Genomic DNA, 24,114 nt, shown 5'->3' with positions numbered 1-24,114 from the left:
CCACCTTGTCCATCCGCAGCAACGAGATCGTCGTGCCCCAACCCTCCCCAGCACCGGCAAGCCCCTTCACCCCGGCATTTGGCCTCGGCAACCCGCACCTGCAAACCCTGTGGGGGCCGCTGTGGCGCAAGACCACCCACCTGGAGCGGCAGCGCGAACGCCTGTGGCTCGACGACGGCGACTTCCTCGATCTCGACTGGCACGGCCCGCACAGCGTCGACGCGCCCCTGGTACTGGTGCTGCACGGGCTGACCGGCTCCTCCAATTCGCCCTATGTCGCTGGCCTGCAACGTGCCCTCGCCGCACAAGGCTGGGCCAGCGCCGCGTTGAACTGGCGCGGCTGCTCGGGCGAACCAAATCTGCTACCACGCAGTTACCACTCCGGCGCCAGCGAGGACCTCGCCGCGGCGATCAACCACCTGCGGGCAACGCGCCCCCTGGCCCCGCTGTATGCGGTCGGTTATTCCCTGGGGGGCAACATCCTGCTCAAACACCTGGGCGAAACCGGCAGCGCCAGCCAGCTACAAGGCGCGGTGGCGGTTTCGGTGCCCTTTCGCCTGGATCAGTGCGCCGACCGCATCGGCCAGGGCTTTTCCAAGGTCTACCAGGCGCACTTCATGCGCGAAATGCTCGCGTACATCAAGAACAAGCAGCGCCAGTTTCTCCAGGACGGACGCCACGAAGGCCTGGCGACCCTGGCCAGCCTCGGCTCGCTGGACAAGATGCGCACCTTCTGGGACTTCGACGGTCGGGTCACCGCGCCGCTGCATGGCTACGCCGATGCCCAGGACTACTACCGACGCGCTTCCAGCCGCTATTTCCTCGGTGAAATCCGCACCCCGACCCTGATCATCCAGGCCGCCGACGACCCCTTCGTCTACCCCCACAGCCTGCCTGAAGCCGGCGAGCTGTCGACCTGCACCCGCTTCGAGCTGCAGGCCAAGGGTGGGCACGTCGGTTTTGTCGACGGCACCTTGCGCACCCCGGGTTATTACCTGGAACGGCGCATCCCCCAGTGGCTGGCCCAGCCGGGTCGCGACTAGGACCATGGACAGTCAATCGGGCGAGTCGATCCGTTTCTGGCACACCGCCCCCTTGGCCGGGGTCGAACTGCTGTCGGCGCGCTACATCGAGCAACGCTTCGTGCCCCATGTGCACGACGGCTTTGTGATCGGCATGATCATGGCGGGCGCCCAGCGCTACCGTTATCGCGGTGCCGAGCACCTGGCCGGCAGCGGCACCCTGGTGGTGATCAATCCGGACGAACTGCACACCGGGCACAAGGGCACCGAGGATGGCTGGCTGTACCGCGCGTTCTACCCGGACAACGGGCAGATCCTCGGGCTGCTGGCCGAACTCGAATTGCCCTCCCGCAGCTTGCCGGCTTTCGGCGCCACGCTGTATCGCGACCCGGACCTGGTCAGTGGTTTCTGTCAGTTGCACCGCTTGCTGGAAAGCCCGGCCAGCGCCCTGCAACAACAAACCCTGTGGCGGGAAACGATGCTCTCGCTGCTGCAACGCCATGCCGCCGTGGCCACGCCTGGGCAGCCGGGCCGAGAGCACCGCGCGATCGCCAGGGCCAAGGAATTGCTGCATGCGCAACTGGCCGCACCGCCGTCCCTGGAAGCGCTTGCGGCGGCGGTCAACCTGTCGCCCTTCCACTTCGCCCGAGTGTTCCGCCACGCCACCGGCATGCCACCGCACACCTGGCTGATGCAACAGCGCATCGCCCAGGCCCGGGCGTTACTGCGCGAAGGCTGCCTGCCGCTGGCGGTTGCCACACAACTGGGGTTTGCCGACCAGAGCCATTTGAGCCGGCAATTCAAGAAGGTCTACGGCGTCGGCCCCGGCGCCTACCGCACCGCCAGAATGATGCCACCCAACCCCTGAGGAAAATCTGCAAGATCGTTCAAGACAACTCTTTGCCCCGTCGCGCAAGATGCCGGCACAAGGAGAGTCTCCATGACCCGTCAGCAACTTTTTTCCCGTGGTATCCGCGACAGTTTCGCCATGGCGGTGGGCATCCTGCCGTTCGGCCTGATCTTCGGCACCCTGGCCGGCGCGGCGGGCCTGACGCTGTGGCAGGCGGTCGGCATGTCACTGCTGGTGTATGCCGGCTCCGCACAACTGATCGCCCTCAGCCTGTTGGGCACCGGCGCCAGTGTGCTGGTGATCCTGTTGACCACCTTCATCGTCAACCTGCGTCATGTGCTCTACAGCGCCACCCTGCAGCCCCATGTCGGCCGTCTGCCGCAGCACTGGCGGCTACTCCTGGCCTTCTGGCTGACCGATGAAACCTTTGCCGTGGTCCAGCGGTTTTACCTGCTGCACGGCGACAAGCCCCTGGCGCAGTGGTACTGGCTGGGCGTCGCCAGCTCGCTGTATGCCTGCTGGGTGGGCAGTTCGCTGGCCGGCGTGCTGTTTGGCCAGGCAGTGCCGGACCTGGCGAGCTGGGGCCTGGAGTTCGCGATGCTGGCGACCTTTATCGGGATTGTGGTGCCGCTGCTGCGCAACCAGCCGCAAATTGCCGCGGCCCTGGCCGCCGGCGCCGTAGCCCTGGCCACCCTGCACTGGCCCTACAAACTGGGCCTGATGGCCGCGGCGTTCAGCGGGATCGCCGTGGGCGTGCTGCTGGAGCGCCGCCAACTGCAGCAACACCAAGCCAGGGAGCTGCGCTCATGAGTTACGGCTGGCTGATTCTAGGAATGATGGCGATCACGTTTGCCCTGCGCTACAGCCTGTTCGCCTGGCCCAACCTGAAGTTCCCGCCACTGGTACGCCAGGGGCTGCACTACGTACCGACGGCGGTACTGACAGCCATCGTGGTGCCAGGCATGTTGTTGCTCGATGGCCAGCACTGGGCGCTGACCATGAACAATGCCTACCTGCTGGCTGGGTTGGCAGCCATCGCCATCGCAGCCACCACCCGCCACCTGTTGGCGACCATCGGTGGCGGCATGCTGGTGTTTTTTGGCTTGCGCTGGCTGCTGGGGCAGTTACCGCTTTAAGGCTCAGTCGCCGGTGGCAATCGCCCGCTGCGGATCGGTGATCCATTCGCTCCACGAGCCGGCGTACAGCGCCCCCAACGGGTAGCCGGCGAGGCACAGGGCAAACAGGTTGTGGCAGGCTGTCACGCCCGAACCGCAGTACGCCACCAGTTCACTCGGCGAGCGCTGCGCCAGCTTCTCGGCAAACCGCTGCTGGAGTTGCGCAGCCGGCAGAAAGCGTCCGTCCGGCCCCAGGTTATCGGTGAAGGCCGCACATGACGCGCCGGGGATATGCCCGGCCACCGGATCGATCGGTTCGACCTCGCCGCGAAACCGCGGCAGCCCACGGGCATCGAGCAGGGTCAGCTCCGGCCGGGCGAGGCGTTGCTGCAATTGGTCGGCGCTCAAGACCATGGCCGCGTCCGAGGTACCGCTGAACGTGCCACGGGTATTGCCCGGCGCATCCAGGCTCAGCGGCAGGCCGGCGGCGTGCCAGGCCTTGAGGCCACCGTCGAGGATAAACACCCCGTCACGCTTGCCCAGCCACGCCAGCAACCACCAGGCCCGGGCTGCATACGCCCCTGGACCGTCGTCATACAGCACCACCTGGCTGTCATTGTCGATGCCCCAGGCTTGCAGGCGCTCGATCAGGGCCTGCGGGTCCGGCAGTGGGTGCCGGCCGGTGACACCCTTGATCACCGGCCCGCTGAGGTCACGCTCCAGATCGGCAAACGAGGCGCCGGCAATATGCCCTTCGGCATAGCTGCGCTGGCCATAATCCGGATCTTCGAGGGCAAAGCGACAATCCAGGATCACCAGGGCGGCCTGCTCCTTTTTCTGGTCCAGGGCTAGGGGGCTGATCAGTTGCGCGATGGGCATAGCGGGCTCCTGTGAGGTAAGTCTTGGCGCGATCCTACTGCACTTCTTCGAGGGCCTGGCCCAGCGGCACGTAATACTCCTCGAACAAGGCGTCGATTTCCTCGCGCGATTGTTCGGTGACAAACCCGGCTTCCAGCACCAGCACCTGGTACACGCCGCGTTTAATGGCCTGTTCACTGAGGTGGCTGGAGTTTTCTCGGGTGGTACACAAAAAGCGCACCCAGGAGGTCAGGATGATCCAGGCGTTGAGCGTCAGGGATTCGATCTGCACCTTGTCCATGGCGAGGATGCCGGCGGCGACAAAACCGGCGTAGATCGCCGTGCCCTGGATCAGGCAGCGCTGGGAAAACCGTCGATAACGGGCCGCCAGCTCCGGATCATTGTCCAGCAGGTGCTCCAGGTCGCGGTGCAAAAACCGGTAGCGCCACATCGCGTCCAGCAGTTCCTGCAGGTAGTAACGCTTGTCTTCAACCGTGGCAGCACGCCCTTGCGGCGGGCGCAGGAAGCTTTCCACCAGGGCCTCGTACTCACTGAACAACACGGCGATGATCGCCTGCTTGTTGGGGAAGTGGTAGTACAGGTTGCCCGGGGATATCTCCATGTGCGCGGCGATATGGTTGGTGCTGATACTGCGTTCACCCTGCTGGTTGAACAGCTCCAGGCTGTTCTGCACGATGCGCTCGCTGGTTTTTATTCGTGGGGCCATGGCTTGAGCTTTAATTCTGCTGTGCGTTGCGGGCATCTTACGACCTATCCGTCGGCGGATAAATCATCACATCCCGAGGAAGTCATTTGACTTTTTAGAGCATAGACTCTAAAAACTTCTCCATTATAAAAAAACCTGGAGCTACCATGCCCGCCGAAATTGCCTACCTGCAAGACTCCCAGCAGCCATTGAGTGAGCTTCACGACCTGTTTACCGCCCAGCGCCAAGCGTATGCGGCCAACCCTATGCCGCCTGCGGCCCAGCGCCAGCAGTGGCTCAAGGTCTTGAGCGACGTCCTGAGTGACCAGCGCCAGGCCTTGATCGAAGCGATCAGCGCAGACTTCAGCAACCGCAGCGCCGATGAAACCCTGCTCGCCGAACTGATGCCGAGCCTGCACTGCATTCATTACGCCAGCAAACACCTCAAGGGCTGGATGAAAGCCTCGCCACGCAAAGTAGGCGTGGCGTTCCAGCCGGCCAAGGCCAAGGTGGTCTACCAACCGCTGGGGGTCGTCGGGGTCATCGTGCCGTGGAACTACCCGCTCTACCTGGCCATCGGCCCGCTGGTCGGCGCCCTGTCTGCGGGCAACCGAGTGATGCTCAAGCTCAGCGAATCCACGCCGGCCACCGGCGAGCTGCTTAAATTCCTGCTGGCCAAGATCTTCCCCCAGGACCTGGTGACCGTGGTGCTGGGCGAGGCCGATGTGGGCGTGGCGTTTTCCCAACTACCGTTCGACCACCTGCTGTTCACTGGCGCCACCAGCATTGGCAAGCACGTGATGCGCGCGGCGGCCGAGAACCTGACACCGGTAACCCTGGAACTGGGTGGAAAATCCCCGGCCATCGTCTCCCACGACGTGCCGCTCAAGGATGCCGCCGAACGCATCGCCTTCGGCAAAACCCTGAACGCCGGGCAAACCTGTGTCGCTCCGGACTATGTGCTGGTGCCGCAGGACCGGGTCGAATCCTTCGTCGAGGCCTATCGCCAGGCGGTGCGTGGCTTCTACCCGACCTTGGCGGACAACCCCGACTACACCGCCATCATCAACCCACGCCAACTGGCGCGACTGCACAGCTACCTGAGTGACGCGAGCGCCAAGGGCGCACAGTTGATCCCGCTGTTCGACCAAGACCAGGACCGGCGCATGGGCCACAGCGTGCTGCTGAATGTCAGCGACGAGATGATCGTGATGCAGGACGAAATCTTCGGCCCGCTGCTGCCAGTGGTGCCCTACACGACCCTGGACCAGGCATTTGCCTACATCAATCAACGACCACGTCCACTGGCGCTTTACTACTTTGGCTACAACAAGTCCGAACAGAATCGCGTACTCCAGGAAACCCATTCCGGCGGGGTCTGCCTCAACGACACCCTGCTGCACGTTGCCCAGGACGACATGCCGTTTGGCGGTATCGGCGCTTCCGGCATGGGCCATTACCACGGCAGGGAAGGTTTCCTGACATTCAGCAAAGCCAAGGGCGTGCTGATCAAGCAGCGCTTCAACGCGGCCAAGTTGATCTACCCACCCTATGGCAAGTCGATCCAGAAGCTGATCCAGAAACTGTTCATCCGCTGACCCTTCACTGCCGGGTAAAAACAATAATGAACCCACGCTTTTGCGATGCCCCCGCGCTGTCACGGCGCGGCCTGCTCAAATTCAGTCTCGGCGCCAGCGCCTTCCTCGCCACCGCAGGCCTGGGCGCCAGCCTCAGCGGTTGCTCGGCCAGCAGCCCGGCCAACGGGTTTGCGATTATCCGCGACACTGACCTGAGTTTTTTGCGGGCGCTGTTGCCGGTGATGCTCGAGGGCGCCGTGGCGGCCGAAAAACTCCCCGCCGCCACCGAACAAACCCTGCGCAGCCTGGACCACGGCCTCGATCACTTGTCGCCAGAAATGCTCAAGCTGACCCAGCAACTGTTCGACGTGCTGGGCATGGCAGTCACCCGCGGGCCACTGACCGGAATCTGGGGCAGTTGGGAAAATGCCAGCAGCGAAGCCATCCGCCACTTCCTGCAACGCTGGCAGAACAGCTCGTTAAGCCTGCTGCGCATGGGCCACAGTTCGATCCTGCAACTGGTGATGATGGCCTGGTACAGCCGCGCCGAGTCATGGGCCCATTGCGGCTATCCCGGGCCACCGAAAGTCTGAGATCCAGGCACCTTCACCACCTGATAAATATAAGAGAGCCCCTGATGCCCGTACCCGATCCGTTCCGCGAAGGCATGGCCCGCGGCTGGAAAACCTACAACGGCTCACAACTGGCCAATGACCTGACCCTGGAAGCCGACATCGCCATCATTGGCAGCGGCGCGGGCGGTGGCACCACGGCCGAGATCCTCAGTGCGGCCGGCTACAAGGTGCTGCTGATCGAAGAAGGCCAGCTCAAGACCAGCAGCGACTTCAAGATGCTCGAAGACCAGGCCTACGCCAACCTCTACCAGGAGGGCATCGGCCGCATGAGCAAGGACGGTGCGATCACCATCCTGCAGGGCCGCGCGGTAGGTGGCACGACGCTGATCAACTGGACCTCGAGCTTTCGCACCCCCGAGCCGACCCTCGAACACTGGGCCAGGGAGCATGCCGTCAAGGGCCATAGCCCGGCGGACATGGCGCCCTGGTTCGAAAAAATGGAACAACGCCTCGGCGTCGCACCCTGGCTGGTGCCACCCAATGCCAACAACGAAGTGATCAAGAAAGGCTGCGAGCAACTCGGCTACAGCTGGCACGTGATTCCGCGCAACGTGCGCGGGTGCTGGAACCTCGGTTATTGCGGCATGGGCTGCCCGACCAACGCCAAACAGTCGATGATGGTCACCACCATTCCCGCGACCCTGGAAAAAGGCGGCGAGCTGCTGTACCTGGCTCGCGCCGAACAGCTGTTGATCAAGGACGACCAGGTCACCGGCCTGCTGTGCGTGGCCATGGATGAACGCTGCGTGGCGCCCACTGGTCGCACCATTACCGTCAAGGCACGGCACTATGTGCTGGCCGGTGGCGGGATCAACAGCCCGGGGCTGTTGCTGCGTTCCAAGGCACCCGACCCTCACGAGCGCCTCGGCAAACGCACCTTCCTGCACCTGGTGAACATGTCTGCCGGGCTGTTCGATGAAGTCATCAACCCGTTCTACGGCGCACCGCAGTCGATTTACTCCGACCACTTTCAATGGCAGGACGGCGCCACCGGCAAAATGTCCTACAAGCTCGAAGTGCCGCCGCTGCACCCAGCGCTGGCCGCGACCCTGCTCGGCGGCTTCGGCGCCGAGAACGCCGCGCACATGCAGCAACTGCCCCATACCCACGCCATGCTCGCCCTGCTGCGTGACGGTTTCCACCCGGACAGCAGCGGCGGCAGCGTCGAGTTGCGCGGCGACGGCACGCCGGTGCTCGACTATCAGGTTTCCGACTACGCCTGGGACGGCCTACGCCGGGCCTTTCACAGCATGGCCGAGATCCAGTTCGCCGGTGGCGCCAAGGCCGTCATGCCGATGCACGCCGATGCGCGCTACGTCAACAGTCTCACCGAAGCCCGCACGTTGATCGACGGCCTGAGCCTGGAGTTGTATCGCACCCGCCTGGGCAGCGCCCACGTCATGGGCGGTTGCGCCATGGGTGAAGACCCGACCCACGCCGTGACCGATAGCCTCGGACGACATCATCAACTGCGCAATCTGTCGGTGCATGACGGCTCGCTGTTCCCCACCAGCATTGGCGCCAACCCGCAACTATCGGTCTACGGGCTGACCGCGCAATTGGCCAGCGCACTGGCCGAACGCCTGCGAAATCCATGAAAAAACTGCATATTCGCCTGGTCTATAGTGCGTTCTTAGCCCAATGGCGACTTGGCCGACCGGGAAGGCTGCGATACCATCCGACTCCCCAACGGATTCCCGCCAGGACGACGCGATGAACCGAGTGTTGTACCCAGGTACCTTCGACCCTATTACCAAGGGCCATGGCGATCTGGTCGAACGCGCCGCGCGCCTGTTCGATCATGTGATCATTGCTGTCGCCGCCAGCCCCAAGAAAAACCCGCTATTCCCCCTGGAACAGCGTGTGGAGCTGGCCCGCGAGGTCACCAAACATCTGCCGAACGTCGAAGTCGTCGGCTTTTCGACGCTGTTGGCGCACTTCGCCAAAGAGCAGAATGCCAATGTATTCCTGCGTGGTTTGCGTGCGGTGTCGGATTTCGAGTACGAATTCCAGCTGGCCAACATGAACCGCCAGTTGGCCCCGGACGTGGAAAGCCTGTTCCTGACGCCGTCCGAGCGCTATTCGTTTATTTCTTCGACGCTGGTCCGTGAAATTGCAGCCCTGGGCGGCGATATCACTAAATTCGTCCACCCGGCCGTGGCCGATGCTCTTACACTCCGGTTCAAGAAATAGACCCCGACTGTAGGAGCTGGCTTGCCAGCGAAAAACGTCAACGATTACGCAGCGCTATCAGAAAGTACACAGCGCCCTGACGTTTTTCGCGAGCAAGCTCGCTCCTACAGCGTCAATGCGGCACAATTGTGCGCATTAGTTTTCAGATGCCCGGGCCGACGACCCTGGCTGGAGTCCCCAATGTCCCTGATCATCACCGACGATTGCATTAACTGCGACGTCTGCGAACCCGAGTGCCCGAACGCCGCCATCTCCCAGGGCGAAGAGATCTACGTGATCGACCCGAACCTGTGCACCCAGTGCGTCGGCCACTATGACGAGCCGCAATGCCAGCAGGTCTGCCCGGTCGATTGCATTCCGCTGGACGAAGCCCATCCGGAAACTGAAGAGCAGTTGATGGAAAAGTACCGGATCATTACCGGCAAGGCGTAAGGACCCCATCGCGAGCAAGCTCGCTCCCACAAGGGGCGGGGTAATGCTCACCGGCGAATCACTGTGGGAGCGAGCCTGCTCGCGTTGGGGCCATCAGCAACCTCACCGCGACATCTGGATCAGCGCTGGCACCTGGGGCAAAACACACTCGCCCGCTGCCCCAGCTTCACCTCGCGAAGTTCTGTCCCGCAGACCTTGCAGCCCTCGCCGCCGCGGCCATAGACGAACAGTTCCTGCTGGAAATAGCCAGGCTGGCCGTCGCCGCCGACAAAGTCGCGCAAAGTGGTGCCGCCGCGCTCGATGGCGGCGGCCAGGATGCGCTTGATCTCGATCGCCAGCTTCAGGTAACGCGCCCGGGAGATGCCCTTGGCCTCGCGGCGTGGGTCGATCCCGGCGGCGAACAGCGCTTCGGTCGCGTAAATATTGCCGACCCCCACCACCACCGCGTTGTCCATGATGAACGGCTTGACCGCCATCGAACGCCCACGTGACAGTTGAAACAGGCGATCGCCGTCGAACAGGTCCGTCAGCGGCTCCGGCCCCAGGCGCAGCAGCAGTTCGTGGTTGAGCGGGTCAAGGCTCCAGAGCATCGCCCCGAAACGGCGCGGGTCGGTGTAGCGCAGGGCCAGGCCGGACTCCAGCTCGATGTCCACATGCTCATGCTTGGCCGCCGGCAGGCCGATTTCCACCAGGCGTAGATTCCCCGACATGCCCAGGTGACTGATCAAGGTGCCGACCTCGGCGTTGATCAGCAAATACTTGGCACGTCGCTCCACCAGCACAATGCGCTGCCCGGACAGGCGCACATCGAGGTCCTCGGGGATCGGCCAGCGCAGGCGCCGCTCACGCACCACCACCCGGCTGACGCGCTGGCCTTCCAGGTAGGGCGCAATCCCGCGGCGGGTGGTTTCGACTTCCGGCAATTCAGGCATGGCGTACTCGGCTCAGGAAAGGTCCGGCGCTCAATGGTGCGCGCCGAGTTCACGGATCGTCTGTTTGAGGTTCTCGAAGTCGTAGTCCGAGAGGCCGACATAGTCGAGCACCAGGTGACCGATGCTGTCCCACTCGTGGTCTTCGGTCTGGTTGCCCAGGACCCGATACGAGGCACAGATGTGTTCCGCCATCTTGAGGATCGCCAGCAGGTTCTTCAACTGACTGTTGCGCGAGGACTCATCGCTGAAGATCGCCAGGGCATTGTGATGATTGGCGATAGCGTGGCTGACATGTTCCGGCAGGCGCCAGGACTTTGCCGTGTAGTAGCCGACCACCGCATGGTTGGTGTTGAACGCATGGTTTTCCGTGTCCACCACCCGGCAATCGACGCCGGCGTTGGCATAGGCCTGTTCCAGCACTGCCATATAGTTGGGGAAGCGCTTGAGCATCAGCGGCACGCCACAGTCGTGGAACAGCCCCAGGGCATAGGCTTCGTCCACCGCTTGCGAGCCGATGCGCTTGGCCAGGCTGAGGCTGGTCATGGCCACGTCCTGCGCCGTGTCCCAGAAACGGTTGAGGGTGACGATGGTGTCGTCATTCATCTCACCCTTGATCGACTGCGCGTTGATCATGTTGATCACCGAGCGGCTGCCCAACAGGTTCACCGCCCGCTGGATCGAGGCAATCTTGTTGCTCAGGCCGAAATACGGCGAGTTGACGATTTTCAACAACGCGCCGGAGAGACCCGGGTCCTGGGAGATCAGCTTCGCGATCACTTCAAGGTCCGGGTCCGGCATGTACTGCTCCATCTGCAAATCCACCATGATTTGCGGTTGGGGCGGAACACTGATGCCTTGCAGGGCCTGCTGAATCTGTTCGGAAGATAGCTCTTGGGACATAAGTACTCACTCTGGGCAGGCGGCGATTCTACCCCTTAAGCGCAGGTTGCCGACACCTCAAACCGCTCCCGCAGTCCATCCGGTGAGCCCGCCAACGGCTGCGCAACAGGGTATACTCCCGCTCTTTTTTCTGGAGCGACGTCATGTCCCTGCCAAGCTTGCGCCTCAAAGCCAATGCCGACCGTCGCCTGCGCGCCGGCCACCTGTGGGTCTACAGTAACGAAATCGACGTAGCCGCCACCCCGCTGCACGGCTTCAAGGCCGGCGACCAGGCGATCCTGGAAGCCGCCGGTGGCAAGCCGCTGGGCATCGTCGCCATGAGCCCGAACAACCTGATCTGCGCCCGTCTGCTGTCGCGCGACATCAAGCTGCCACTGGACAAGTCACTGCTGGTGCACCGCCTGAACGTCGCCCTGTCGCTGCGCGAGCGTCTGTTCGACAAGCCGTTCTACCGCCTGGTCTACGGCGATTCCGACCTGCTGCCGGGCTTGGTAGTCGACCGTTTCGGCGACATCCTGGTGGTGCAGATCGCCTCGGCGACCATGGAAACCCATAAAGACGACGTGATCGCCGCGTTGACCCAAGTGCTCAAGCCGAGCGGCATTCTGTTCAAGAATGACTCCGCCGCGCGCGACGCCGAAGGCCTCGAGCGCTACGTCGACACCGTGTTCGGCCTGGTGCCGGAGTGGGTCGCCCTGGAAGAGAACGGGGTGAAATTCGAAGCGCCGGTCATTCAGGGCCAGAAAACCGGCTGGTTCTACGACCACCGCATGAACCGCGCCCGCCTGGCCCCGTACGCCAAAGGCAAGCGTGTACTGGACCTGTACAGCTACATCGGTGGCTGGGGCGTGCAGGCTGCCGCATTCGGCGCCAGCGAAGTGTTCTGCGTCGACGCCTCGGCCTTCGCCCTCGACGGCGTTGAGCGCAACGCTGCGCTGAACGGCTTTGCCGACAAAATGACCTGCATCGAGGGCGACGTATTCGAAGCCCTGAAAGAGTTGAAAGCCAGCGAAGAACGTTTCGACGTGATCGTGGCCGACCCGCCGGCGTTCATCAAGCGCAAGAAAGACATGAAGAACGGCGAAGGCGCCTACCGTCGCCTGAACGAGCAAGCCATGCGCCTGCTCAACAAGGACGGCATCCTGGTCAGCGCCTCGTGCTCGATGCACCTGCCCGAAGATGACCTGCAAAACATCCTGCTGACCAGCGCCCGCCACCTGGACCGCAACATCCAGCTGCTGGAACGCGGCGGCCAGGGCCCGGACCACCCGGTACACCCGGCCATTGCTGAAACCCGCTACATCAAGAGCATCACCTGCCGGCTGCTTCCCAACAGCTGATAACGCAAAACCTATGTAGGAGCGAGCACCCGCTTGCGGCGCCCGCTTGCGGCTTGCTCGCGATGCGGGTCAACGATAACGCGGGGAACCTGATACCCCGCGGTGTCATTGAACTCATCGCGAGCAGGCTCGCTCCAGGGTTTGGAGTCGGTCACGCATTTTGTGTTGTGAGCACATCCATTGTGGGAGCGAGCTTGCTCGCGATGGTCTCGAGAGCGCTGGGTTCATCCTGAATGCCTGCGTTATCGTTGACGACCATCGCGAGCAGGCTCGCTCCTACAGGATTGCGTCTTTCCACGCGTCCTGTGAATGCTTGCAGCCATTCCCTCCAGCCGCCAGCGGTGTAGAATCGAACGATTCATCGCCAGTCATCCCCCGGCGGGTTTATGAGCTCAAGCTGAAGCGCGCGGCGATCCCGCAAAGTTCTCGGCAACTTCCGGACACCCGGCTATTTCTGAGTGTTCCAGACGTCAATAGAAGCTCACTTCCCTTTTGATACCTGATTAGCCGCCCGGAGTGCTTCATGCCAGATTACCGCTCGAAAACATCCACCCACGGTCGCAACATGGCCGGTGCTCGCGCTCTGTGGCGCGCCACGGGGATGAAAGATGACGACTTCAAAAAGCCGATCATCGCCATTGCCAACTCCTTTACCCAATTCGTCCCGGGCCACGTGCACCTCAAGGACCTGGGTCAACTGGTTGCCCGCGAGATCGAACGCGCTGGCGGTGTGGCCAAGGAATTCAACACCATTGCAGTCGATGACGGCATCGCCATGGGTCACGATGGCATGCTCTATTCGCTGCCGAGCCGCGAGATCATCGCCGACTCCGTCGAGTACATGGTCAACGCCCACTGCGCCGACGCGATCGTCTGCATCTCCAACTGCGACAAGATCACCCCCGGCATGCTGATGGCCGCCTTGCGCCTGAACATCCCGGTGATCTTCGTTTCCGGCGGTCCGATGGAAGCCGGCAAGACCAAGCTCGCCTCCCACGGCCTGGACCTGGTTGACGCCATGGTCATCGCCGCCGACTCCAGCGCTTCTGACGAGAAAGTCGCTGAGTACGAGCGCAGCGCCTGCCCGACGTGCGGCTCGTGCTCCGGCATGTTCACCGCCAACTCGATGAACTGCCTGGTTGAAGCCCTCGGCCTCGCGCTGCCGGGCAACGGCTCGACCCTGGCCACCCACAGCGACCGCGAACAGCTGTTCCTGCAAGCCGGGCGCACCATCGTCGAACTGTGCAAACGCTACTACGGTGACAACGACGACTCGGTACTGCCGCGCAATATCGCCAACTTCAAGGCGTTCGAAAACGCCATGACGCTGGACATCGCCATGGGCGGTTCCACCAACACCATCCTGCACTTGCTGGCCGCAGCCCAGGAAGCCGAGATCGACTTCGACCTGAAGGACATCGACCGCCTGTCGCGCCACGTACCGCAACTGTGCAAGGTCGCGCCGAACATCCAGAAGTACCACATGGAAGACGTGCACCGCGCCGGCGGGATCTTCTCGATCTTAGGCTCGCTGGCCCGTGGCGGCCTGCTGCACACCGAGCTGCCGACCGTGCACAGCAAGACCATGGCCGAAGGCATCGCCAAGTGGGACATCACCCAGACCACCGACGAAGCCGTGCACCACTTCTTCAAGGCCGGCCCGGCGGGCATCCCGACCCAGACCGCATTCAGCCAGTCGACCCGCTGGGAAACCCTGGACGACGACCGTGAAAACGGCTGCATCCGCAGTGTCGAGCATGCCTATTCGCAAGAAGGCGGCCTGGCCGTGCTGTACGGCAACATCGCCCTGGACGGCTGCGTGGTGAAAACCGCCGGTGTCGACGAGTCGATCCACGTGTTCGAAGGCAACGCGAAGATCTTCGAAAGCCAGGACAGCGCCGTACGCGGCATCCTCGCGGATGAAGTGCAGGCCGGCGATATCGTGATCATCCGTTACGAAGGCCCGAAAGGCGGCCCGGGCATGCAGGAAATGCTCTATCCGACCTCCTACCTCAAGTCCAAGGGCCTGGGCAAAGCCTGCGCCCTGCTCACCGACGGTCGCTTCTCCGGCGGCACCTCGGGCCTGTCCATCGGCCACGCTTCGCCAGAAGCCGCTGCCGGCGGTGCGATTGGCCTGGTGCAGAATGGCGACAAAGTGTTGATCGACATTCCCAACCGCTCGATCAACCTGTTGGTCAGCGATGAAGAACTGACGGCACGCCGCGTCGAGCAGGACAAGAAAGGCTGGAAGCCGGTTGAAGTGCGCCCACGCAAAGTGACCACTGCACTGAAAGCCTACGCCCTGCTGGCCACCAGCGCCGACAAGGGTGCAGTGCGTAACAAGGCGATGCTCGACGGGCTGTAAGGCTTAACCGTCGAACAAAAAAATACCCCGCCAAGTGCGGGGTATTTTTTTGGACAACATCCGGTCAACTGTAGGAGCGAGCCTGCTCGCGAAAAACCTGAGAGCACCGCGGGGTATCAGGCTTCCAGCGTTATCGTTGACGACCATCGCGAGCAGGCTCGCTCCTACAGTGAAGCAAATCCTTACTGGATTTCCTCCGGCTTGACGATCACCCAGTTCTTGTCCGCCGTCACCGGCAGCCCTTCCTTGGCCTGGGCCGCAGCGTGCTTGGCCATCATGCCGTTGATCTGGGCCATGTATTTGTCCTTGCGGTTGACCCACAGGTGGATGCCGCCCTTGGCCACGTCGACACTGTGAAACAGCATGTAGCCGTCGCTGGTCGGAGTGTCGCCGCCCACCAGCACTGGTTTTTTCCACTCGTCGATGTAGGTCAGGATGGCGGCCTGCTTGCCGGCCATCCAGGTCGCAGGGGTCCACAGGTATGGGGTCAGCTCCAGGCCCAGGTTGGCCTTCTCGTCATACTTGCCGGCGGTGATCTGCTTGCGCGCGGTGGTCAGTTCGCCACTTTTGCGATCCTTGAGCAGCATCGTCACGCCGATTACGTTTTGCGGTTTGACGTTGTAGCCATACTTGGGATCGGAGGCGACCATGCGCACCAGCTCTTCCGAGGCGGCGGTCATCACGTAGACCTCGATGCCGTTTTCCATCAGCTTGTTGTACAGCTCGGCTTGCCCGGTGAAGATCTTCGGCGGGTTGACCTCGATGGTCTTGACCACGTCGCCTTCGTAATAGGTGCTAGGCACCGGCTTGCCGGAGGCCATCAACTCGTCGACGTAGCCCTTGAGTTCCTTGAGGGTGAAACCGGAAAAGACCTGGGCGACCCATGGGTAGCAGACCATGTCATCGAGCTCGCACAGCCGGTAGTAGTAACTGAACAGGCTTTCCTGGTGCTCGGCGGTGTCCTTGAACGGGATCAGTTTCAGGGAGGGGTCCAGCTTCTCGCGGGTGATCAGGCCTTTGTTTTCCATGAACGGCAACAGCGACTCTTCCAGGTCGTAGCGGTAGCTGGTGTTGTCCATGTCGAACACCGCGTAGTTACCCTTGTTGGCGTTGGCCGCGATCATCGCGTCCAGTTGCTTGGCCTGTGCCTGGGGCCAATGTTTGAGATCGGTGGCGAACACCTGGCCGGCAAGGCCCAGGCACATGGCGACGGCTAACACTTGCGTAGCGACTTTCATGTGCATTTCTCCCTGAATGAAAGCCATCGACGCTAACAAATCTGCATGACTGTCCTCGTCTGAGCACGACCGCTTGCGTGCTGATTCCGTCACCGGCATAACCGACAGCGTCAGCTCCTTATTCCAAAAACGACAGTCACCATGCGTTTTTGGTATTAATTTTATAGATATCAAGCTGTTAGGCTTGCCGGTTCGCAATTGCCCCGCGAGGCGATTGGCACAAGTCTTTTTTGGAGTCTCGATGAATCTGCCGCTGATCCTCAATCTGCTGGTGTTCCTGGCCTTGCTGTTTGGCCTGGCACAAACCCGCCACACCACCTGGAGCCTGGCCAAGAAAGTGCTGCTGGCACTGGTCATGGGCGTGGCGTTTGGCGTGGCCTTGCACACGATTTACGGTGCCGGCAATCCAGTGCTCAAAGCCTCCATCAGTTGGTTCGACCTGGTGGGTAACGGTTACGTGCAATTGCTGCAAATGATCGTGATCCCCCTGGTATTTGCTTCGATCCTCAGTGCTGTTGCCAGGCTGCACAACGCGTCCTCCCTGGGCAAGATCAGCTTCCTGACGATCGGCACCCTGCTGTTCACCACCGCTATCGCGGCGCTGATCGGCATCGGCCTGACCAACCTGTTCGGCCTGACCGCCGAAGGCCTGGTGGCCGGCACCCAGGAAATGGCGCGCCTGCAAACCATCCAGAGCGACTACGCGGGCAAGGTTGCCGACCTGAATGTGCCGCAGTTGCTGCTGTCGTTCATCCCGCAGAACCCGTTCGCCGACCTGGCCCGGGCCAAGCCGACGTCGATCATCAGCGTGGTGATTTTTGCCGCCTTCCTCGGTATTGCAGCCCTGCAACTGCTCAAGGATGACGTGGAAAAAGGTCAGAAAGTGATCAACGCCATCGACACCCTGCAAGCCTGGGTGATGCGCCTGGTACGCCTGGTGATGAAGTTGACCCCCTACGGTGTGCTGGCGCTGATGACCAAAGTGGTCGCCGGTTCCAACCTGCAGGACATCATCAAGCTCGGCAGTTTTGTGGTGGTGTCGTACCTGGGCCTGGGCCTGATGTTTGTAGTCCACGGCCTGCTGGTGGCGCTGGCCGGGATCAACCCGCTGCGCTTTTTCCGCAAGGTCTGGCCGGTACTGACCTTCGCCTTCACCAGCCGCTCCAGCGCCGCGAGCATCCCGCTGAGCATCGAAGCGCAAACCCGCCGCCTGGGGATTCCGCAGTCGATCGCCAGCTTCGCCGCTTCGTTTGGCGCCACCATTGGCCAGAACGGCTGCGCTGGTCTCTATCCGGCGATGTTGGCGGTGATGGTCGCCCCGACCGTGGGCATCAACCCGCTCGACCCGCTGTGGATCGCGACATTGGTGGCGATTGTGACGTTGAGTTCGGCCGGGGTGGCCGGGGTCGGCGGTGGCGCAACCTTCGCCGCGCTGATCGTGTTGCCGGCCATGGGTTTGCCGGTGTCTTTGGTGGCGTTGCTGATTTCCGTCGAGCCGCTGATCGACATGGGCCGCACGGCGCTGAACGTCAGTGGTTCAATGACGGCCGGGGCAATTACCAGCCAGATCATGCAGCAGACGGATAAAGACGTGCTGCTGGCTGATGAGCATGAGGAGTTGGCGCACGCTTGAGTCTTTGAGCGGCTGAGCGGGCCTCATCGCGGGCAAGCCCGCTCCCACAGGGATCTGCGGTGAACACATATTTGTGTTCGACCAAGACCCATGTGGGAGCGGGCTTGCCCGCGATGCTTTTAGGCTTTTTCCCAAATTTCGAAGCTGTACGCCGGTTTGTCGCCTTCGGCCGGATTCGGCACATTCGACACCAGCTTCCACTGGTTCAACTCAAACTGCGGAAACCACGCATCACCCTCGGGGCTCAGCGCCACGCGGGTCAGGTACAGCCGATCGGCCTGGGCCAATCCTTGCGCATACAGTTGCGCACCGCCAATCAGCATCAGCTCATCGACACCTTGTTCCAGCGCCCACTCCTGCGCTCGCTCGACGGCGGCCTCCAGCGACGGATAGACCTCGGCGCCCTCCAGCTGCAAGTCGGCCTGGCGACTGACCACGATGTTCAACCGCCCCGGCAGCGGGCGACCGAGAGAATCCCAGGTCTTGCGACCCATGATGATCGGCTTACCCAGGGTAGTGGCCTTGAAGTATTTGAAATCCCCCGGCAAGTGCCAGGGCATGCTGTTGTCGACGCCGATCACGCGGTTTTCACCGAGGGCTGCGATCAGGCTGAGGGGGAGTGTTTTTTTCATGGCGAGGAGGATACCAGAGCCTCGCTTTCCCCGATAAGCGCCACAGCGGTTATGCTCAGCACTCACTTAAGCGACGGGATGACGCGTGACTGATCTACACACACTCTGGCTAACCGAAACCATCCGTCTGCGCGAGGAACACGCCGGCGCCCTGGAGGATTCGCAAGCCAACCGTCTGGCCCGCAATGCCGGTGGCGACCTGCCCAGCCGCATCCAGGCCCGTGCACACTGGCTGGCCGAACGCGATGGCCTGACCGCGGCCCTGCGCCATTGGCTACAAGGCGCGCGCCTGGCACTGCTGGTCCTGGCCGTGCTGGCGATCCTCAGTGGCGCCGGCCTGGCATTTGCCGCCCTGGGCGATGGCCAGGCTCCGGTCAATGTGTTCTGGGCCCTGGGCAGCCTGCTCGGGCTGAACCTGATTCTGCTGCTCAGTTGGGCCTCGGGGCTGATCCTCGCCGCCGACTACGGCGCCACCCTCGGGCGCCTGTGGCTGTGGCTCAGTGAAAAACTCGCCCGCGATGCCAAGGCCGCCCACCTGGCCCCGGCACTGCTGCTGTTGCTACAACGGCACAAACTCAATCGCTGGTTGCTGGGCCTGCTGGTCAATGGCCTGTGGCTGGTGGTGATGCTCAGTGCCCTGGTCATGGTCCTGACGCTGATGGCGACCCGGCGCTACGGGTTTGTCTGGGAGACCACCATCCTCAGCGGCGAAACCTTCGTCGCCCTGACCCAGGCCCTCGGTGCTCTGCCTGCGCTGCTGGGGTTCAGCGTGCCTACCGAAGAGATGATCCGCGCCAGCGGTGACGCCGCCCTGAACCTTGAAAGCGCCCGCCAAGCCTGGGCCGGCTGGCTGGTCGGCGTGGTGCTGGTGTACGGTGCATTACCGCGCCTGCTGCTGACCCTGCTGTGCCTGTGGCGCTGGAACCGTGGCCGCGCGGGCTTGCAACTGGACCTGAAATTGCCCGGCTATGCCCAATTGCGTGAACGCCTGATGCCCAGCAGCGAGCGCCTTGGTGTCAGCGATGCCGCGCCAGAGCGCCTGCATCAGGTCGAAAGCGCGAGCAGCGCCCTGCACAGTGACGGCGCGCTGCTGGTAGCCATCGAGCTGGACGACCAGCGCCCGTGGCCGCCGGCCCTGGCGAAGAACGTCAAGGATGCCGGGATCCTCGACAGCCGCGAGTCGCGGCAAAAGCTTCTCGAACAACTGACCCGCTTCCCGCCGGCCCGCCTGCTGATCGCGTGCGACCCCCGGCGCTCTCCGGATCGCGGCAGCCTGGCGCTGATCGCCGAACTGGCCCAGAGCGCCAGCGCCACCCGTGTCTGGCTGCTGCAGGCACCGCCCGGCCAGGCGTTGGACGCCGACCGCCTGGGGGACTGGCATGCCGCCCTGCAGCAATTGGGCTTGCCCTTCGCCGATTGCGCACCGATGAACTGGCTGGAGTCGGGTCATGACTGATGCTCAACCAAAACCGCTGAAGCTCGCCGTAGTCGGCCACACCAACGTCGGCAAAACCTCCTTGTTGCGCACCCTGACCCGGGATGTCGGCTTTGGCGAAGTGTCCCATCGCCCCAGCACCACCCGGCATGTCGAAGGCGCGCGTTTGTCGGTCGATGGCCAGGCCCTGCTGGAGCTCTACGACACGCCCGGCCTGGAAGACGCGATCGCCCTGCTCGACTACCTCGAACACCTGGAACGCCCCGGCGAACGCCTCGACGGCCCTGAGCGCCTGGCGCGTTTCCTCGACGGCAGCGAGGCGCGCCAGCGCTTTGAGCAGGAAGCCAAGGTGCTGCGCCAACTGCTGGCATCCGACGCCGGGCTGTATGTGATCGATGCCCGCGAACCGGTGCTGGCCAAGTACCGCGACGAACTGCAGGTGCTGGCCAGCTGCGGCAAGCCGCTGCTGCCGGTGCTGAATTTCGTCAGCAGCGCCGACCATCGCGAGCCGGATTGGCGTGAAGCCCTGGCGCGCCTGGGGCTGCATGCGCTGGTGCGCTTTGACAGTGTCGCGCCGCCGGAAGACGGCGAACGCCGGCTGTATGAAAGCCTGGCGCTGATGCTGGAGAACTCGCGCGGGCAACTCGAGCGCCTGATCGCCGACCAGCAGGCGCAACGCCTGGCGCGCCAGCAAAGTGCCGCCCGCTTGATCGCTGAACTGCTGATCGACTGCGCCGCCTGCCGCCGCAGCGTGGCCAGTGACGCCGGGCAGGAACAGCAGGCCATCAGCGACCTGCGCAAAGCCGTACGCCAGCGCGAACAGCGCTGCGTCGAAGCGCTGCTCAAGCTCTACGCCTTCCGCCCGCAGGACGCGGCGGCCAGCGATTTGCCGCTGCTGGACGGACGCTGGGGCGATGATTTGTTCAACCCCGAAACCCTCAAGCAACTGGGAGTGCGAGTCGGTAGCGGGATCGCTGCAGGAGCGGCGGCCGGGGCAGGCGTCGACCTGCTGGTGGGCGGCCTGACCCTCGGCGCAGCCGCGCTGGCCGGCGCCATTGCCGGCGGCGCCCTGCAAACCGCACGCAGTTATGGCAGTCGTTTGCTGGGCAAGATCAAGGGGCAACGCGAATTGACCGTCGATGACAGCGTGTTGCGCCTATTGGCACTGCGCCAGCGCCAACTGGTGCTGGCCCTCGACCAGCGCGGGCATGCCGCGATGGACAGCATCAAGGTGGATACGCCGCAGGATAAAGGCTGGCGCGAAGGTAAGCTGCCCGAAGCCTTGAACAAAGCCCGGGCGCATCCACAATGGTCGTCGCTCAATCCCCATGGCAAGTTGAGCCAGGCCGAGCGCCAGGAGCAGGTGGAGCTGTTGGCGCAGAAGGTGATCGGGGAATAACCTCTGCGCATTGGCCAAAACCTGTAGCAGCTGCCAGTAACTGCAACGCCTTCCCCTTTAAAACGTCCAGGTCGACTACCGGCACCTGCATCTCCTTCGCCTGCTCATCCCACTGGCGCATGCGCAAACTGACAGCGCACAGTGGGTCCTGCTTGAACGCTTCGGCTTCGGCGGGTGTCATCACCCCGCCCTGATATTCCAGCGTGCGACGGCTGGCTTCGCTCAGGCGCTCGTAGTACCCAGGCTCGGTCAGCGTCAGGTAACGCTTGGCTTGCACGTGATACTCCACCAACCGCGCCATGCGCTCACCAAAACCCAGGCGACGCAGGTAGTCGGCGCCGAGGCGTTCGTGGCTGACCACCCCGAAGCCGCCCATGTTCTCGGCATTCTCGGTGCAGATGTGCCCGATATCGTGGAAGAACGCCGCCAGCACTACTTCATCGTCGAAGCCCTCGGCCATGGCGAGCTCCGCCGCCTGGGACATGTGCTCGATCTGCGACACCGGCTCGCCGATGTAGTCACTGGCACCGAAGCGCTCGTACAAGCCGAACACCTCGGCAATCACCTGCTCATTGCGATCCATCAGTGCTCCCCCAATATCGCCTTGAGATTACGTTCGCCCATCGCCGGCCCGACACTCATGCCCACACCGGTGTGCATCAACGCCGCATGCACGCCGGGTGCGGCCTGCAGAAACGAAAAGGGCGTAGGCCCTTGAGCACCATAGACGCCCTGCCAGCGCTCGACCACCTGCACCTTGCAACCCAGGGTTTGCTCGGCCAGTTCGAGCATCCAGTCATCCACCTGCTCGGCATTGAACGGCGACGGATCGCTGCCGTAATGGTGGGAGTCACCGATGATCAGTTCGCCATGGGGTGTCGGGCTGATCAACAGGTGAATGCCCTGTTCATGCAGGTGCGGGGTCTCACGCAGGATCTGCGCCTGCACGGCCTGCGCTTGCGGCAAGTCGGCGAAAGCGCCGTAGTGCACGCAGCTCAATCCGGTGAGCAAGGCGTGTTGCAGGTTGAGGTCGATCAGCGGCCGGGCGCGGAGCATTTGCAAGCGACAGACCTGTGGCTTGAGCGCGGCAATGGGCTCGGCCAGCAGGGTTTGATAGTCGTGACCGGAGCAGACAATGATCTGCTCGCCACTGAAGCTGCCCGCAGTGCTGTGCACCCGCCCGGGTTCGACGTCGCGCACCAGGGTCGAGAAGTGGAACTCGACCGCCAACTCCCGACGCAGGTAGTCGATCAAGGCCGGGATGGCCTCGCGGGAATACAGTTGCTGATCGTCCAGGCCATGCAACGCCGCGCGATGATGGCTGAACTGGCCGCCATACAGGTCACGCAATGCCGCGCCGCGCAGCAGTTCGACGCGGTAACCGTGCTCGATCGCGCGGCCTTCGCAGAAGGCTGATAACAGCTGCTCTTCAGCTTCGGTGCGGGCAAACAAATAGGAGCCGTTGCGCTTGAGCTGCAAGCCGGCAAGCTGCGCCCATTGGCCCCAGATCTCGCGACTGGCCTTGGCCAGCTCGAGCATCTGGCCGGGCGGCTGGCCGGTGACCAACGCCTGGCCAAAGTTGCGCACCGAGGCGCCCAAAGGCGTAGCGCTGCGCTCGAAAACCCTGACCTTGAGCCCGCGCCTGGCAGCGGCATAGGCGTGGGACAGCCCGAGAATGCCGGCACCGACGATCAGCAGGTCGTTGTGTTGTGTCATTAAGAAATGTCCTGAATTCAAAGCCGCCTTCGCGGGCAAGCGGGGCGGCGCTCCGCTTGCCCGCGATAGGGCCCCTCAGCCAATAGAGAGCTTACTTGGCTGCCACTTTCTCGGACTTGCCGTCATACCGCTTGCGCCACTCGGTCAGGATCTCATCGCGGTTTTTCGAGGCCCAGGCGAAGTCGTTCTTGATCAGGCGCTGCTCGTAGTCGGCCGGCAGCTCGGTCTGCGGCTTGGCGATGCCAGGCTGGGCGAGCACGGCGAAGTTTTCCTTGTACAGCTCCATTGCCGCGGTGCTTGCGGAGAAGTCGGCGAGTTTCTTCGCAGCCGCTTCATGGGGCGTGCCCTTGATGACCGCGGTGGCTTCGATTTCCCAGCCCAGGCCCTCTTTCGGCAGGACGATGTCCAGCGGTGCGCCCTGGCGCTTCAACTGCACGGCCGGGTATTCGAAGGAAATGCCGATCGGGAATTCCCCGGCGGCCGCCAGCTTGCAGGGCTTGGAACCGGAGTGAACGTACTGGCCAATGTTCTGGTGCAGGTCGTCCATGTACTGCCAGCCCTGCTTCTCGCCAAAGGTCTGCAGCCAGGCGCTGACGTCAAGGAAACCGGTACCCGAGGACGCCGGGTTGGGCATGACGATCTTGCCTTTGTATTCAGGCTTGGTCAGGTCCTGCCAGCTCACCGGCTTGCTCAGGCCCTGCTTCTCGGCTTCCACGGTGTTGAAGCAGATGGTCGCGGCCCACACGTCCATGCCCACCCAGGCTGGCGGGTTGGCGGCATCGCGGTAGTTGCCGCCGATCTTGCCCAGCTCCTTCGGCGCGTAGCTTTGCAGCATCCCTTGCTGATCGAGGATCGCCAGGCTCGACGCCGCCAGGCCCCAGACTGCATCCGCCTGCGGACGGGCTTTTTCCGCCAGCAGCTTGGCGGTGATGATGCCGGTGGAGTCACGTACCCACTTGATCTCGACATCCGGGTTGGCCGCTTCGAACGCCTGCTTGTAGGTTTTCAGCTGTTCGGCTTCCAGTGCGGTGTAGACAGTCAGTTCGGTTTTCGCCGCGAAGGCGTTCATGCTGAAAGCAGTGAGGACAGCAGCGGCTAGAGCCAAGGGCTTGAACATGGTGCGGTTCCTTTCAGGT

22 protein-coding genes and 1 pseudogene are annotated in these 24,114 nt (G+C 62.9%); 14 read left to right on the top strand and 9 right to left on the bottom strand.

The genetic code is table 11. The annotated features are described in order from the left end of the window. The first annotated feature begins 32 nt into the window (after positions 1-32). The 4 genes from ACM6IP_RS08090 (at position 33) to ACM6IP_RS08075 (ending at position 3,008) form a co-directional block, all read left to right on the top strand. Positions 33-1,043 carry a hydrolase gene (locus ACM6IP_RS08090; RefSeq protein WP_401125504.1) on the top strand — a complete coding sequence of 337 codons (1,011 nt, stop codon included), beginning with the start codon at positions 33-35 and terminating at the stop codon, positions 1,041-1,043. Positions 1,044-1,047: 4 nt separating this feature from the next. Continuing rightward, entirely contained in the window at positions 1,048-1,890 is an 843-nt protein-coding gene (locus ACM6IP_RS08085) for an AraC family ligand binding domain-containing protein (protein WP_401125502.1), read from the top strand. Positions 1,891-1,962: 72 nt separating this feature from the next. After that, a complete protein-coding gene (locus ACM6IP_RS08080; protein ID WP_401125500.1) occupies positions 1,963-2,682 on the top strand; it encodes an AzlC family ABC transporter permease in 720 nt (239 codons plus the stop codon). Beyond that, on the top strand, positions 2,679-3,008 hold the full coding sequence (locus ACM6IP_RS08075) for an AzlD domain-containing protein (protein ID WP_414861244.1): 330 nt from the start codon (positions 2,679-2,681) through the stop codon (positions 3,006-3,008). Before ACM6IP_RS08080 ends, ACM6IP_RS08075 begins: the two co-directional genes overlap by 4 nt. A gap of 3 nt (positions 3,009-3,011) precedes the next feature. Here the strand turns inward: ACM6IP_RS08075 and ACM6IP_RS08070 are convergent, their stop codons facing one another. Further along, complete coding sequence (locus ACM6IP_RS08070) at positions 3,012-3,866, bottom strand: sulfurtransferase (protein WP_414861243.1); 855 nt, start codon at positions 3,864-3,866, stop codon at positions 3,012-3,014. A gap of 34 nt (positions 3,867-3,900) precedes the next feature. Then, the gene (locus ACM6IP_RS08065) at positions 3,901-4,572 is read right to left on the bottom strand and encodes a TetR/AcrR family transcriptional regulator (protein WP_095164574.1); all 672 of its coding nucleotides are present in this window, start codon (positions 4,570-4,572) and stop codon (positions 3,901-3,903) included. A gap of 146 nt (positions 4,573-4,718) precedes the next feature. Between ACM6IP_RS08065 and ACM6IP_RS08060 the strand changes: the two genes are divergently transcribed. The 5 genes from ACM6IP_RS08060 to ACM6IP_RS08040 all read left to right on the top strand — a co-directional run bounded on the left by ACM6IP_RS08060 (position 4,719) and on the right by ACM6IP_RS08040 (position 9,388). Then, positions 4,719-6,149 (top strand): coniferyl aldehyde dehydrogenase, encoded by a 1,431-nt coding sequence (locus ACM6IP_RS08060; protein ID WP_401125493.1) that lies wholly within the window; start codon positions 4,719-4,721, stop codon positions 6,147-6,149. Positions 6,150-6,175: 26 nt separating this feature from the next. After that, entirely contained in the window at positions 6,176-6,721 is a 546-nt protein-coding gene (locus ACM6IP_RS08055; RefSeq protein WP_401125490.1) for a twin-arginine translocation pathway signal protein, read from the top strand. 44 nt (positions 6,722-6,765) lie between these two features. Continuing rightward, a complete protein-coding gene (locus ACM6IP_RS08050; RefSeq protein WP_159998430.1) occupies positions 6,766-8,361 on the top strand; it encodes a GMC family oxidoreductase in 1,596 nt (531 codons plus the stop codon). 115 nt (positions 8,362-8,476) lie between these two features. Further along, positions 8,477-8,956, top strand: coding sequence for a pantetheine-phosphate adenylyltransferase (gene coaD, locus ACM6IP_RS08045; protein ID WP_040071510.1), 480 nt, complete (start codon positions 8,477-8,479; stop codon positions 8,954-8,956). Positions 8,957-9,136: 180 nt separating this feature from the next. Next, on the top strand, positions 9,137-9,388 hold the full coding sequence (locus ACM6IP_RS08040; RefSeq protein WP_038358877.1) for a YfhL family 4Fe-4S dicluster ferredoxin: 252 nt from the start codon (positions 9,137-9,139) through the stop codon (positions 9,386-9,388). A 119-nt stretch (positions 9,389-9,507) separates the two neighbouring features. On the opposite strand, the gene mutM is transcribed toward ACM6IP_RS08040, so the two are convergent. Then, positions 9,508-10,320 (bottom strand): bifunctional DNA-formamidopyrimidine glycosylase/DNA-(apurinic or apyrimidinic site) lyase, encoded by an 813-nt coding sequence (mutM, locus tag ACM6IP_RS08035; protein ID WP_095164595.1) that lies wholly within the window; start codon positions 10,318-10,320, stop codon positions 9,508-9,510. A 30-nt stretch (positions 10,321-10,350) separates the two neighbouring features. Next, positions 10,351-11,220 (bottom strand): HDOD domain-containing protein, encoded by an 870-nt coding sequence (locus ACM6IP_RS08030; RefSeq protein ID WP_095164599.1) that lies wholly within the window; start codon positions 11,218-11,220, stop codon positions 10,351-10,353. 143 nt (positions 11,221-11,363) lie between these two features. Here ACM6IP_RS08030 and ACM6IP_RS08025 point away from each other — a divergent pair, with 143 nt between their 5' ends. Together ACM6IP_RS08025 and ilvD are read left to right on the top strand one after the other, a co-directional pair. Continuing rightward, on the top strand, positions 11,364-12,560 hold the full coding sequence (locus ACM6IP_RS08025; RefSeq protein WP_095164601.1) for a class I SAM-dependent rRNA methyltransferase: 1,197 nt from the start codon (positions 11,364-11,366) through the stop codon (positions 12,558-12,560). Between the two features lie 523 nt (positions 12,561-13,083). Next, a complete protein-coding gene (gene ilvD / locus ACM6IP_RS08020) occupies positions 13,084-14,925 on the top strand; it encodes a dihydroxy-acid dehydratase (RefSeq protein ID WP_414861242.1) in 1,842 nt (613 codons plus the stop codon). A gap of 182 nt (positions 14,926-15,107) precedes the next feature. On the opposite strand, the gene ACM6IP_RS08015 is transcribed toward ilvD, so the two are convergent. Further along, positions 15,108-16,163, bottom strand: coding sequence for a phosphorylcholine phosphatase (locus ACM6IP_RS08015; protein WP_095164613.1), 1,056 nt, complete (start codon positions 16,161-16,163; stop codon positions 15,108-15,110). Between the two features lie 241 nt (positions 16,164-16,404). Between ACM6IP_RS08015 and ACM6IP_RS08010 the strand changes: the two genes are divergently transcribed. Continuing rightward, complete coding sequence (locus ACM6IP_RS08010) at positions 16,405-17,796, top strand: L-cystine transporter (RefSeq protein WP_159998436.1); 1,392 nt, start codon at positions 16,405-16,407, stop codon at positions 17,794-17,796. Positions 17,797-17,915: 119 nt separating this feature from the next. Here ACM6IP_RS08010 and ACM6IP_RS08005 read toward each other — a convergent pair whose 3' ends face one another. Then, on the bottom strand, positions 17,916-18,428 hold the full coding sequence (locus ACM6IP_RS08005; RefSeq protein WP_095164617.1) for a dihydrofolate reductase: 513 nt from the start codon (positions 18,426-18,428) through the stop codon (positions 17,916-17,918). 85 nt (positions 18,429-18,513) lie between these two features. Between ACM6IP_RS08005 and ACM6IP_RS08000 the strand changes: the two genes are divergently transcribed. Both ACM6IP_RS08000 and ACM6IP_RS07995 read left to right on the top strand, forming a co-directional pair. Continuing rightward, positions 18,514-19,884: a DUF2868 domain-containing protein gene (locus tag ACM6IP_RS08000; protein WP_095164619.1), complete on the top strand. Its 1,371-nt coding sequence runs from the start codon at positions 18,514-18,516 to the stop codon at positions 19,882-19,884. Beyond that, the gene (locus ACM6IP_RS07995) at positions 19,877-21,262 is read left to right on the top strand and encodes a DUF3482 domain-containing protein (RefSeq protein WP_095164620.1); all 1,386 of its coding nucleotides are present in this window, start codon (positions 19,877-19,879) and stop codon (positions 21,260-21,262) included. Before ACM6IP_RS08000 ends, ACM6IP_RS07995 begins: the two co-directional genes overlap by 8 nt. A gap of 28 nt (positions 21,263-21,290) precedes the next feature. Here the strand turns inward: ACM6IP_RS07995 and ACM6IP_RS07990 are convergent. The 3 genes and pseudogenes from ACM6IP_RS07990 to ACM6IP_RS07980 form a co-directional block, all read right to left on the bottom strand. Then, positions 21,291-21,845 (bottom strand): annotated as a pseudogene (locus tag ACM6IP_RS07990) (phosphonate degradation HD-domain oxygenase); the annotation flags it as partial. Further along, positions 21,845-22,978 carry a TIGR03364 family FAD-dependent oxidoreductase gene (locus tag ACM6IP_RS07985; protein WP_414861241.1) on the bottom strand — a complete coding sequence of 378 codons (1,134 nt, stop codon included), beginning with the start codon at positions 22,976-22,978 and terminating at the stop codon, positions 21,845-21,847. The pseudogene ACM6IP_RS07990 and the gene ACM6IP_RS07985, both read right to left, overlap by 1 nt. Positions 22,979-23,069: 91 nt before the next feature. Next, positions 23,070-24,095, bottom strand: a complete 1,026-nt coding sequence (locus ACM6IP_RS07980) for a putative 2-aminoethylphosphonate ABC transporter substrate-binding protein (RefSeq protein WP_414861240.1) — start codon at positions 24,093-24,095, stop codon at positions 23,070-23,072. Positions 24,096-24,114 lie beyond the last annotated feature (19 nt).

The sequence above is a fragment of the Pseudomonas sp. IT-P176 genome (assembly GCF_949767245.1).
Lineage (GTDB): Bacteria > Pseudomonadota > Gammaproteobacteria > Pseudomonadales > Pseudomonadaceae > Aquipseudomonas.
This window is presented reverse-complemented; position numbering and strand designations above follow the sequence as displayed.